General features: G+C 54.2%; 10 protein-coding genes. 2 read left to right on the forward strand and 8 right to left on the reverse strand.

Annotated features, from left to right (window positions below):
- Positions 1-21 precede the first annotated feature (21 nt).
- The 3 genes from EGT74_RS24450 to EGT74_RS24460 all read right to left on the reverse strand — a co-directional run bounded on the left by EGT74_RS24450 (position 22) and on the right by EGT74_RS24460 (position 2,333).
- Positions 22-966, reverse strand: coding sequence for an ATP-grasp domain-containing protein (locus tag EGT74_RS24450; protein WP_123849245.1), 945 nt, complete (start codon positions 964-966; stop codon positions 22-24).
- A gap of 48 nt (positions 967-1,014) precedes the next feature.
- Positions 1,015-1,731, reverse strand: coding sequence for an esterase family protein (locus EGT74_RS24455; RefSeq protein ID WP_123849246.1), 717 nt, complete (start codon positions 1,729-1,731; stop codon positions 1,015-1,017).
- A 98-nt stretch (positions 1,732-1,829) separates the two neighbouring features.
- Positions 1,830-2,333 carry a DUF695 domain-containing protein gene (locus EGT74_RS24460; RefSeq protein WP_123849247.1) on the reverse strand — a complete coding sequence of 168 codons (504 nt, stop codon included), beginning with the start codon at positions 2,331-2,333 and terminating at the stop codon, positions 1,830-1,832.
- A 72-nt stretch (positions 2,334-2,405) separates the two neighbouring features.
- Between EGT74_RS24460 and EGT74_RS24465 the strand changes: the two genes are divergently transcribed.
- Entirely contained in the window at positions 2,406-3,170 is a 765-nt protein-coding gene (locus EGT74_RS24465) for an alpha/beta hydrolase (RefSeq protein ID WP_123849248.1), read from the forward strand.
- Positions 3,171-3,226: 56 nt separating this feature from the next.
- On the opposite strand, the gene EGT74_RS24470 is transcribed toward EGT74_RS24465, so the two are convergent.
- From EGT74_RS24470 to EGT74_RS24485, 4 genes are all read right to left on the reverse strand, one after another.
- Complete coding sequence (locus tag EGT74_RS24470; protein ID WP_123849249.1) at positions 3,227-4,201, reverse strand: hypothetical protein; 975 nt, start codon at positions 4,199-4,201, stop codon at positions 3,227-3,229.
- 20 nt (positions 4,202-4,221) lie between these two features.
- On the reverse strand, positions 4,222-5,196 hold the full coding sequence (locus EGT74_RS24475) for a hypothetical protein (protein WP_123849250.1): 975 nt from the start codon (positions 5,194-5,196) through the stop codon (positions 4,222-4,224).
- A 161-nt stretch (positions 5,197-5,357) separates the two neighbouring features.
- Positions 5,358-6,587, reverse strand: a complete 1,230-nt coding sequence (locus EGT74_RS24480; RefSeq protein WP_123849251.1) for a M12 family metallopeptidase — start codon at positions 6,585-6,587, stop codon at positions 5,358-5,360.
- A gap of 210 nt (positions 6,588-6,797) precedes the next feature.
- Entirely contained in the window at positions 6,798-10,043 is a 3,246-nt protein-coding gene (locus tag EGT74_RS24485; RefSeq protein WP_123849252.1) for a TonB-dependent receptor, read from the reverse strand.
- Between the two features lie 302 nt (positions 10,044-10,345).
- Between EGT74_RS24485 and EGT74_RS24490 the strand changes: the two genes are divergently transcribed.
- Complete coding sequence (locus tag EGT74_RS24490; RefSeq protein ID WP_123849253.1) at positions 10,346-11,545, forward strand: bifunctional 3,4-dihydroxy-2-butanone-4-phosphate synthase/GTP cyclohydrolase II; 1,200 nt, start codon at positions 10,346-10,348, stop codon at positions 11,543-11,545.
- Positions 11,546-11,964: 419 nt separating this feature from the next.
- Here EGT74_RS24490 and EGT74_RS24495 read toward each other — a convergent pair whose 3' ends face one another.
- Positions 11,965-12,558 (reverse strand): DUF4291 domain-containing protein, encoded by a 594-nt coding sequence (locus EGT74_RS24495; protein ID WP_123849254.1) that lies wholly within the window; start codon positions 12,556-12,558, stop codon positions 11,965-11,967.
- Positions 12,559-12,644 lie beyond the last annotated feature (86 nt).

Here is a 12,644-nt window from a genome sequence, read left to right on the forward strand (position 1 = left end):
TGCCAATTAAAACGTTTGCACTTAACGCGGCTGCGCACTCTCACGGATATACGTACCCCAGGTGAGATTGTTCTGCCCGAAACGCTGGGCTTTGGCGCGCCCGATGGCATAGCGGGCCATAGTGTCCACCACCCATTCGAAGTTTTCTTCTCCGACGGAAACGAGGTCGGCGTCGGGGGCAGGGTTGCAGAAGTCGATGGCATAGGGCACGCCGTCGCGCACGGCCAGTTCCACGGTATTAAAATCGTATCCCAGCGCCTGGTTGAGCGTGATCACGGAATGTTCCATTGCCGCGAGCAGCTTTTCGCCGGGCCGGAAACCGGCCCTGTACCGGTCTGCCGGCGCGTTGCGCGGCTCATACGGCATGATGCGCACATGTTTCCCGCCGATGCAGTAGCAGCGGTAATATTCCTCGAAGACGATCTCTTCCTGCAGCATCATCACTTCGCGCCCCGTCTGCGCATGTTTGCGGAAAAAATCTTCCCTGTCGGCGATGCGGTACACGTCTTTCCAGCCGCCGCCGGCATAAGGTTTCATATAGGCGGGGAAGCCGGTGAAACGGAAAATCGCGTCCCAGTCCATCGGGTACCGCAGGTTGCGGAAGGAGCGGTTACTGGTGTCGGGGGGCTGCTCGAAACTGGGCAGCAGCGCGGTTTTGGGAACGGGCACGTCGAGGCTGAGGGCCAGGGCGTTGTTGAAGAATTTTTCGTCGGCGCTCCACCAGAACGGATTGTTGAGCACGGCCGAGCCGTCGAGCGCCGCATTTTTGAGCCAGGCGCGGTAAAAGGGTACGTCGTGCGAGATGCGGTCTATGATCACCGCGTATTCACCGGGCTGCCCCTGCAGCGCCTGGTCGATCATCACGAATTCCGCGCAGATGCCGGGCCCGGCATGGCGGTTCACCCGCTCCACGAAGGCATGCGGGAAAGTGTTCTCCTGTCCGAATAAAATGCCGATCTTTTTCATCCGTCAGCGTTTTAGGGGTAAAACCAAATGCCGGTCGCCGCCCGCCGCTTATGATTGCGGTTTCAGCAGCGATAGATAATGCGGCAGCATCTGCCGCCACACGGGCCAGTCGTGTACGGTATCGGGACGCACGTCGAGCCAGTGCTGTATGCTTTTTTGTTGCAGGATGCCGGAGAGCTGCTCGTTCTGCCCGCGGCATACGTCCGTTTCCGCGGCGCCGAGCACGATGCCCATGCGCCAGAGGTCGGGATGCGCATTGTCCGGCATGTAATCCATCGGGTTGTTGAAATACACGTTATCGTCATAATGCCCGTCGGTACGCGAACGGATGTCGAACAGCCCGCTCATCGAAAACAGGTAAGCCACCACCTCGGGATGGCGGAACGCGAAGTTGGCGGCATGGTACCCGCCGAAGCTGCACCCGGCCACGGCCACCCTTTCATACCCCGTTTCCGCGATGGCGCGGGGAATCACTTCCTCGAGGATCAGTTCGTCGTATAAGGTATGGTTACGGGCCCTTTCGGCGGGATGGGCGTTTCTGTTGTACCAGGTGTGCACGTCGAGGCCATCCGGACAATAGATCTTCACCAGCCCGTTGCGCACGAACCAGCCCACGGCGTCGATCAGCCCGCGGTCTTTGCTTTCGTAATAACGGCCCATGGAAGTAGGGAACAGGATGAGCGGGAAGCCGCCCTCGCCGAAGACCAGCATTTCAAAATCACGGCCGATGCGCGACGAATGCCATTTATAGTAGTTTTCAGTCAAAGGAACGGTTTTAGGTAATTGTTTGAAGGGTTCACAGGATACGTTACGAATTTCACGAAAATTTACGGCTTCTCAAAGGTGGGGCAGGAAATAAATATTTACCGGAGCGGCGGCAAAACGGCGCCACGGCTTTCGTCCGGGTACAGGTACTTGAGATAGGCCTCCCATTGAGGATCCGGCCGCAGGTATATATGGGAACCGTATTCCGGGAAGTTCTGTTTGTAGAAAGTTTCCAGTACGGCCCGCACATCCGCAGTGTCGCTCAGATAATAATATCCCAGCTGGCTGCAGTTATAGGTGAAAGTACCGGCTTTCACTCCGGTGCCGAGCAGGTTTATTTGCTGCTGGACTGCGGCGTCGATGCTCGTCAGGGTTTCCACGAAACTTTTTTTCGGCGTTCCCCGCTCGTTGCATGCTGTAAAGCGGATACCGGTGATCAGCAGGAATTTTTTGGCGGTATCGGGCGCCGCGGGCTTCAGCTTCTCGTATACAACAGTAATGCCCAGGCGGTCGCCTTCGTAATGTTTGGCGTAGACCTTCGGCAGTTGTGCCGCTGCGCCCCCATAAAGCAGGACCCCTAAAATGGCGTATATGATCTTCATCTCCGTAAATTAACATTTATTCGTTTCAACTCTGGCGCAATTTTTTTAACTTTAGTCATAACCCGTCTGCTTATGCTCCCCAGAAAAGAATCATATGGACAGTATTCGCTTTTCCTGCAAAGGGAAGTGGCTTTCGATTGTTACCTGCCGCCCAATACAGGCGCCACGCCGCACCTGTTGCTGATGAACGACGGCCAGGACCTGGAGGAGATGGGTTTTCCGTCGATCCTGGAGCATCTGCACAACACCAGCCACCCGTCGCTCTGGGTAGTGGCTATCCATGCCGGCCCGCAAAGGCTGCAGGAGTACGGTACCGCCAAACACATCGATTACCAGGGCAGGGGTTGCAAAGCCGGGCTCTACACCCGTTTCATCCTGCGCGAACTGCTGCCTTTCCTCGAAAGCCGTTACCACCAGCAGTTTCCCGATAAAACCTTTGCCGGTTTTTCCATGGGTGGATTGTCCGCGCTCGACATCGTGTGGAATCATCCCCAGCAGTTCCACAAAGCCGGTGTATTCTCCGGCTCGCTCTGGTGGCGCGCTTCCAATGAAACGCCGCAACAGCGCATCATGCACCGCCAGGTGAAGGAAGGGCGCTTTCACCCGGACCTGCGTTTCTTTTTTGAAGCCGGTACGAACGACGAAGCGGCCGACCGTAACATCAACGGCGTGATCGACGCGGTGGACGATACGGAAGAACTGGTGGCCCTGCTCGAAGAAAAGGGGTACGAAAAAGGAAAACATATTCACTACACCCTCGTTGAAGGCGGTAAACACGACAAAGCCACCTGGGCCGGCGTGATGCCGGAGTTCCTCGACTGGGTGGTGAGAACATAAAAAAACAAAGGGCCGGCGCTACAAACGCCGGCCCTTTTTATCATTGTTAACTGCGATCAGAATACCACCGTTTCGGTGCCGCTCCAGTCGGTTTCCGTAATCACCGGATCGAGGTTCACCCGCCCGTCTTCCGAGATTTTCACTTCTATTTTGGTCAGCACATTGCGTTTGAACACAATGTCTTTTTCTCCCAGCGATACGATGGCGCCGTCGGGCTTCTGCCATTTGATGGCCACATGGCCCGTGAACTGCTGCATGAACTTGAAGACGTCGGAACCGAATACGAAGTACCGGGTGTTGATGTCGGCCGGCGTTACGCTCTGGGGATGGCTGCCCTGTAGCTCCAGCAGCAGTTTGCCCGTGGTGAAGTTAGGTGAACTGAGTTTGACGCCGAACGACATGCGCTTCAGGCTGAGCGTCTGGCTCACCGGGCTGGGCAATACCACGAATGTGGTGGAGCCGCGGAAAAAGTCCACCTCGGGATGTACTTTTTCCCCGAACGATTTCGTGGAGTCCGCCGGGTCGGTCACCCGTACCCAGCTCACCGTGTCTGTCATGGCGCGTTGCAGCGTGTCCATCCTGTTGTTGAGCGTGGCTTTGAGAGGAGCGTCGAAATAAGGCAGCCCGTTTTTCCAGGTGTAGAAGATGCCGCCGCCGGAACCTTTGCGGAAGGCGCGCACAATGATGTTCACTTTCAGGTTCACCGGCAGGTCGAGCACGATGGCGTCTGCCCGGCTGAACATACCGCTGGCATAAAGCGGCGGCAGCCATGATGCCGAGTCGGCTTTTTGTACCATAACGGCAAAGATGGTGCTGTCGCGCAGCGCGCGGCCGTACCAGTCCGGTGAATTGCCTGCCTGGCGACCGAAAGGCAGGTCGGTATCGAACGACAGGATATCGCCGGTGAGGCGGAACTGCACTTTGACGGTTTCTTTATTGTCCGGCGGAGCGGGTGGCGGCGGGTCGTTTTTCTTGGCACAGGCTGCGGCGAAGATACACAGGGCCGCGAGCAGGAAATAGCGTGATGTCATATGTCGGGATTATATGGAGTTTAGAATGAAAGTGCTGAATCGGTCACAGTGATGCCGGCAGGGGCGCTGGTTTTACCCGGCCCGGGAATGGTCACCTGCAGTTTGGTGAGGATGTTGCGTTTGACCATGATCACCTTTTCACCCAGCGTAACGGAGCTGCCGTCGGTTTTCACCCAGCGGATGCGGACCGTCATTCCGTGTTGCTGCGGATTGTCCGCATACTTGAAGTAGTCCGACGAGTGAATGAACTGCGTGGTATTGATATCGGCCGGCGTCACCGTTTTAGCCGTCGGGCCGTACTGTTGCGGGAATTCAATCACCAGTTTGCCGCTGGTGAAATTGACCGCTTCCAGTTTCAACCCGAAAGCGAGGCGCCGCATGGGCAGCGTCAACGTAGGCGCCATGTTCGTTACGCTGAATATCGTACTGCCATGGTAGGCGTCCAGTTCCGGCAAATCCGCGAAGGGCAGGGGCTGCGCCATGTTCGCCGGGTCCACCACCTGCAGGGAGCTGAGTGTATCCCACTGCCTGGTTTGCAATGAGCGGTGAAGGGAATCCATTTGATTGTTCATCACCGTTTGCAGCGGGTAGGGAAAGGCCTGCAGCCCGTTTTGCATGGTATAGAACAATCCTTCGCTGCTGCCTCTTTTCAGTGCAAAAGCGCTGATTTTGGCCGTGCCGGTCTTCGGCAGCAGCAGGGTAATGGAATCTCTCTGGTTAAAAAGCCCGCTGGAGAAAATATCGTAATAAAAGCCGCCATTCGGCCTGTATACGATCACGGCGTAAACCGTACTGTCGCGCAGGGTTTTCGTATAGGCCGTTCCGGAACTGGCTTTACGGCCCATGGGCAGCCCTGTTTCCGTAACGGTAAAATCGCCCGACAACTGCAGGCGTACGGATACCGCTCCGGGATTTTCCGGCGGTGGCGGGTCGTGCTTTTTTGTACAGGAAACGGCGAAGGCAATGATGGTCAGGGCAACTGGTAAATATTTCATGGTTTCGGGTAATGGGAATTATGGTTCAAGTTAATGATATTTTAAATATTTTCCTATCCGTAACAAGATTTCCCGATCCGAACAAGGGCAAAACGGCCCTGTAGAAAAATGGCCGCCTTCGCAGGGCGGCCATTTCAGATTTATAGCATCGTTATGCAAGCCTAATTATTGACGATGATGTATCCCGGGAAAGTAGCCGGCCCGATGCGGTAAGAGGATTTATAGATCACATTGCCGAAATCGTTCTGCTCGGTGTAATAGGAAGGGCCCAGCACAAATTGACTGGTGCCTGCGGGCAACACCACTTTTCCTGTACCGCCCGTGGAGCCGTTCAGGTCTTCCTGCCATGCGTACTGCAGCATCACGATGGGGTATTGCAGCGTGTAGGGGATGGTCAGCGCAGCGTCCTGGTAAAAACGGATGCGGTAATTCCAGCCGTAATCGTAAACGCCGCTCAGCGGGTCGCTGTTGTTATAGGTTTCTTCGTACGTTACCCGCATGTACGGCGGATTATACAGGTAATTGTAGGTTTCGATATCGCCGGCGGAGAGGCCGATGCGTTGCGAGTTGAAAGTCGAGCCGTCGAGGCGGGTGATAGTCGGCTGGTTGTTGATGGAAAAGTCCCAGGAATCATACATCATGATGGAACCGAAGTCGAAGGTGCCGATCTCGGCGCCGGGGATGCCCAGTTGCGAGTAAGTCTGGAAGTTGATCATCGCATTGGGAGCGATGTTGGCGGTGTGAACGTTGATCCAGTTACCCCGGTCGTCGCGCATCTGTTCATGGAAAAATCCGAGCGCATGCCCGATTTCGTGGATGATGTTGCCGGTGCCGCACAGCCAGCTTAACCGGATCTCCTGCCGGCCGCCTTTCATGCCTACGTATGATTCGCAGGTAGTGCCGTCCACAAATTCGATGTAGTTCGCCTGGTTGGTGCGCTGTACGAACGTGATGTTGGTATTGGCTTCCCAGTGGTCGATAGCGTCCTGTATGCTCCAGGGATCGGGCGCGTTGGCGTTGATGGTGTAAAACACGGTCCTGTTTGGCCAGAGCCTTGCGAACTCTCCCCGGAACGTTCTGCCGCCGGGCTCCGGCTTCTGGCCGCCTTTGAGGATGGTCAGCTGTTCGGGCGTCAGCAGCATGTCTCCGCCCATGATGTAGTCTTCGCCGGCTTTTTTGAGCGTTATTTGTTTACCGGTCTGCTGGTTGGTAAGGGTAACCAGTTCACCGGGCCGGTTGGCGCCTTCTGCGTTGCAGTGGCAATCTTTCTTTTCCGGGGTTTGTTGTTCGTTTACCTGTTCTTTCGTGCAGGCGATGGTGAAAAACAGGGCCGCCAGCATGGTGGCGAGGCGTACGCGGGGCACGGCATGGTTCTTAACGGTCATTTTCATAGTTGTATATTGATGTGTGAAAAAAAGGCTTGGGTCTGTCGGGTCATGGCCAGGGTTTTCTGATACCGGTATATCGGGATGCCGGGTAAAAGGTCGGGGCCGGTATAAGAACGGGTTAAAGTCTGTCTGTTGCTAAAAATAACTTCCGGATGGCATAAAAACAATAGCCGCCTCAACGGGCGGCTATTGTTTTTTAAAGGAGTGATATTTTTAGAAACTATACCGTACGCCAACCTGGCCTCTCCAGCGGGAGGTAAAGTTGTTGGTGAAGTACGGGGTGAACTTCCCGTCGGTATCGTTCAGCCTGGTTTTGTCGTACTGATACAGCGGACCGGCCACTTCGTTCCTGCGGAAGGTGATGGGGGTAGATACGTTGTTGGTAATGAAGTAGGTACGGCCCCATTTGCTGTTCAGCAGATTGCCGACGTTCATCACATCGAAAGTCAGCTCGATCTTGTGGTTTTTGACGATGGGGATCACCTGCACCAGTTTGAAGTCGAATACGTGCTCAAACGGTGTTCTTACATCGTATTTTTCAGTATTCCGGCCTCTGTGAGAATTGAGGTATTTGTCGTTTTGGATCAATTCCTCGAAGTCGACGCGTTGCTGCGCTTCCGTACGGGTGTACGTTACTGCGCCGGTTGCCGGGTCTCTTTTGGTGATCGTCTCGAAGCGCATGGTGGCCACTTCTGCCTGGGTGGGCACATACACGAGGTCGTTGTTGCCGCTGCTGCCACGGTCGTCGCCGGTGGGGTCAACAGAGTTGAAGTACACCCAGCTGTAAGGTGTGCCGGACTGGCCATTGTAGAACAGGCTCACGGTCGTCGCCCATTTTTTGCCATTGCCGTATTTGAAGGTTTGTGCAACGGCGCCGAGAATACGGTGGCCCATACGGTATTTGGAATAACCCAGGTCCAGTTCGTTCAGGCCCCTGGTGTTCGGCGGAAAGCGCCAGTTGGAGCCCGCCGTGGAAGACGTACCGTCGTTCAGCGAATAAGATTCGCCGAAGGAGTAGCCCACTTTTGCAAACAGGCCTTTGGACGAGGTTTTGGTGAATTCTGCGGATAAGTTGTAGGTGTAACCTTCGTTGGTATTATCGAGCAGCAGCACCTGGTCGTAGTTGCGGTACACCGTATCCCATACCGGGCGTTTTTCGTTGCCGCCGAGTGTGATGGTATTGTTGGTGCGTTCTGCGTTCAGGTTCGTCCAGATGGTGTTGTTGATGGTTTTGGAATAGTTGAACTCCAGGGTACCGATGATGCCCCACGGCAGCTGCTGGTCTACCGCCAGGTTGGTTTTAAATACCTGCGGGAATTTAAAGTCTTCGGCGGTGATGTTGATATTGGTGGGCCTTGCTACGTTCGCACCCATGGCAGCCAGGTTGGCCGCGCTGTATTGTCCGTAGAAGGGATCGTTTTTGTTGAACCGCATGCGGAATGCCGCAGGCAGTGCGTTGCCGGACAGATTTACGTTGGTGTACAGGTTACCGGTATTGTTATACTGATTGGATATCCATACAAACGGTACACGGCTGGTAAATATGCCCACACCACCGCGGATTTGCGTTTTTCCGTTATTCATCACGTCCCAGTTGAAGCCGATGCGCGGCGCCCAGAGGGGTCTGGATTTCGGCAGCATGGAGGTGGAATAACCGGGGAAGTCTTTGCTGAAAGTACTGTTGCCCGGAGGATTGGTCGGGAAGATGGGGAGGTCCACACGCAGACCGTAGGTCAGGCGGAGGTTGGACAACACATCCCATTCATCCTGCGCATAAAGGCTCAGCTGGGCGGCGGAGAATTTCACGCCATCTTTGGCAAGACTATCGTTCGTGGTGTAGTTGATCTGGTATTGGAACGGTTTCGCGTTGGTCATGAAGTCGTTCAGGGAGTTGAAGGTGTAAGCACCGAAGTTCGCCTGGATGAAGTCGTTCTTCATATTGTAAAAATCGTTGCTGGTACCGATCGTGATCGTGTGTTTGCCCCTGTACAGGGTTACGTTATCGGTCAGGGTGACGATGTTCTGTTTCAGTGCATTTACCGTTGAGGAGAACTCGCTGCCGAGGTTGAACGTACGGCCGGCGTCGTTAATTCTGACGTTGGTGAAAGGTTCTCCTTTATAATCGCGGTTATCCCTTACAACGTTCAGCCCGATCCTCAGTTCGTTGCTGATCTTGTTGGAAAACAGGGAGTTCAGTTCCAGGGTGGTGGAATTGGTTTTGGACGGGAAATCGTAGTAGCTGTTCAGGAAATAAGCCTGATCGCGGTTGCGGCTGGTGCCCAGCATGTTGTTCGCATCGAGGTAGCTGTGGCGCAGGGTGAGTTTATGCACGCTGTTGATGTTCCAGTCGATACGCGCGAGGATGGAGGTAGACTCCTGTGTTTTATTCTGGGCGGTATATGGGCCGAGGTCTACATTATAGTCGGTCCTCACCTTGTCCGAGATCGCTTTCAGCTCCGCTGCCGTATAGTTGGTAGCGCCGGTGCCGGGATCATCAGGATTGAATTCGATGGGATTGCTTCTTTTCGTCCTTTCCGCGTTGAGGTAGAAGAACAGTTTGTTTTTAATGATGGGGCCACCGATGCCGATGCCGTAAATGTCGTTGTTGAACTTTCCGTATTTGGATTTGACGGCATTCGGGGATTTACCTACCAGGCCCTCGTTCTGGAACAGGTAATAAGCCGCACCGTGAAAATCGTTGGTGCCGCTTTTGGTGATGGCGTTGATACCGCCGCCGGCGAAACCGCTCTGTTTAACGTCGTAAGGGTTCAGTACCACCTGGATCTGATCGATGGCCTCGATGGAGATCGGGTTGGCGCCTGCCTGGCCGCCGTTGGTGCCCGATGCCGCCAGACCGAACACGTCGTTGGCCATGGCGCCGTCGATGGCGAACTGGTTGTAGCGGTTATTCTGGCCGCCGAATGAAATACCGAGGGGGGACCCGTCGCTGCCGCTGGAATAGGTGCTTGCCTGTGCGCTCAGACGGGCAAAATCCTGTACGCTGCGGGTTACCGTGGGCAGGTTCTCGATCTGGTTGCGGGAGATGTTCACCGCCGTGCCGCTGTTGTTGGGGTTGATGATACCGCCGCGCTGGCCGGTTACGCTGATCTCTTTCAGCTGCTGTGAGCCGCTGGCCAGGGTGGCGTCGAGTTTCTGGGCCACGCCCAGTTTCAGGTGAATATCGTCAAAGGTCTGGGTAGAGTAGCCGATGAAGGATACTTCCACCTTGTAGGGACCGCCGGCCCGCATGTTCGGGATGGTATAACGCCCGTCCGGCTGGGTGGTGGTACCGTAGATGGTTCCGGTGGGGAGGTGGGTCGCCTTCACGGTCGCACCCGGCAGCCCCTGGTTCTGATCGTCCTTGATAATGCCATTCAGTCCACTGGTTGTCACCTGCGCAAATGCGGTGGCGACTCCCAGTACACATAATAATGTAATGAGTAATTTTTTAAATCCCATAACAACAGATTTGATGAAGATGATGGTGCAAAGATGAAGAAATATGCTATTCAAACTTTAACTTCAAATTAACAAATTGTTACAACTTCTATTTTTCGAAGGAAATGGCCTCCGTGATTTTGATTGAACAAGTGTAAAACCTTTTTTGAGGTGAAAATGTTCAAATGCAACTGTAGAATTTCAAAAATTTCAAATGAAAATAAACGTTATATGACAAGTTATGCACCTTTATCAGCCGTACCCTTGCAACTGGAATTTATGTCATAACTTTGCACATTCTTTTATCTAACAGAGGAGACATTATGCTGGATACGATTGAATCCGCCATTGAGGATATAAAACAGGGAAAACTCGTGATCGTGGTGGATGACGAAGACCGCGAGAACGAAGGGGATTTTATTACTGCCGCCCGGAATGTAACACCAGAGATCATCAATTTTATGAGTATCCACGGCCGCGGCCTCATTTGCGCCCCCCTGGTGGAGGAGCGCTGCGAGGAGCTGGGGCTGGAACTGATGGTGCGGGACAATACCGCCCTGCACCAGACGCCTTTCACGGTGTCTGTCGACCTCCTGGGCCACGGCTGCACCACCGGCATATCGGCGCACGACCGGGCCAAAACCGTACAGGCGCTGATCAATCCCGAAACCCGTCCTGAAGAGCTGGGCAAACCCGGTCATATTTTCCCCCTGCGGGCCAAAAAAGGCGGGGTACTGCGCCGCACCGGCCATACCGAAGCCACGATCGACCTGGCCCGCCTGGCAGGCTTCGAGCCCGCCGGCGTACTGGTGGAGATCATGAACGAAGACGGTTCCATGGCCCGCCTCCCCGAACTGCGGGAGATCGCCAAAAAGTTCGACCTGAAGCTGATTTCCATTAAAGACCTGATCGAATACCGCCTCCGCACCGAAACCCTCATCGAAGAAGAGGTGCGCGTGCAGATGCCCACCAAATACGGCAACTTCGAACTGGTGGCGTTCAAACAGCTCAATACCGGCGACATCCATATGGCCCTTAAAAAAGGCGACTGGGAGCCCGGCGAGCCCGTGCTGACACGCGTGCACTCCAGCTGCGTGACCGGCGATATCCTGCATTCGCTCCGCTGCGACTGCGGCGAACAGCTGCAGGCCGCCATGCAACTGGTGGAGAAAGAGGGAAAAGGCCTTATCCTGTATATGAACCAGGAAGGGCGCGGCATCGGCCTGATGAACAAACTGAAGGCCTACAAACTCCAGGAAGAGGGCCGCGACACCGTGGAAGCCAACCTGGAACTCGGCTTCGGCATGGATGAGCGCGACTATGGCGTGGGCGCACAGATCCTCCGCCACCTGCACGTGACCAAAATCCGCCTCATCACCAACAACCCGCGCAAACGCGCCGGGCTGAGCGGTTACGGGCTGGAGATCGTGGAAAACGTGGGTATCGAGATACATCCCAACCCGCACAACGAATTTTATCTCAAAACCAAGCGCGACAAGCTGGGGCATGAGATCATGAAATAATAATGCGCTAAATGTACTGTATAGAGGGCTGTCTCCGTGAGGCAGCCCTTTTTTATGCCCTTCCGCCATCCCTTTCTTCCCCGGCTTCGCCTTGAAAGGCCTGGTGTTCAGTTGTGTTATGATCGTTAATAGTTGAATAACAATGACTTAATATAGTTCTCCTTTTGTCATTTATAAATAACCCGCCATATTTCCTGTATTATTTCAACATAATTCTTCTATAGTTAAGCCATATCTTAAATAGGATGACGCAACTATGAAGGAGATATGACGGAAATATAAAGGAGATATGACGCAACCCCATTGAAAGACAATAGCAGTAACGGTTTCAGGCTAATCGGGATCCGAGTTTCCTGAAAGTAATTACGGTTGATTGGCTAAGTAGTTGAAATTCAGCGGAAAGTTGGGCTCAAGTAGGCCTAGGAAGCGTTGATATTCGAAGCAATCCCGTCCGGGAGGGGGTAGGGCTTCTCCACGGGCAGCATCGCCCCCGCTTCGTCCGTTTTATCGGATTGCACGAGCCGGTGAACGTGTTTGCAATAAGCCGTGATGTCTTCCACGCCCACAATCCAGTCGGCGATGTATTTTTCCACGGCGATGCCGGACAGCCCGATCTGGATGGAGCGGTAGGGCAGCGGTTGCGACCGGATGTCTTTTTCAGGGTCCCATTGTATGCGCACGGGTGAAGTCTGCACGGTTTCCTTCCAGCCGTCCTGCGAGGAGTGTACCGTATCATCGAAATGTGCGAGCGTGGCATTTTTCAGCGCCCATTCAAAACCTTCGCGTTTTATCCGGATGGAGAGGATGTGTTCCTGGTTTTCTTTGGTGGCCCAGCCGGCGCGGTACATCATCCAGAGGAAGGAGGGTTTGATCCAGGTCATCCTTTCTTTTTTGAAAGGCGGGGAAACGAAGGTCTGGTTTTTTACGGCCGTTCGGGCGATGTCGGAATTGAACGCCTGGTACACGGTGACGGTGTTGCTGTTGTAGAGCGCCCTGATCACTCTTTCCTTCATAATTGGTCCGGTTTAGGTGGATGTAAAAGTAGGGATTGATCCGGTTAAAATGATGCCAGACGGGCCTTAATAATAACATAACATTA

Origin of the sequence: Chitinophaga lutea, assembly GCF_003813775.1 — a bacterium.
GTDB classification, from domain to species: Bacteria; Bacteroidota; Bacteroidia; order Chitinophagales; family Chitinophagaceae; genus Chitinophaga; species Chitinophaga lutea.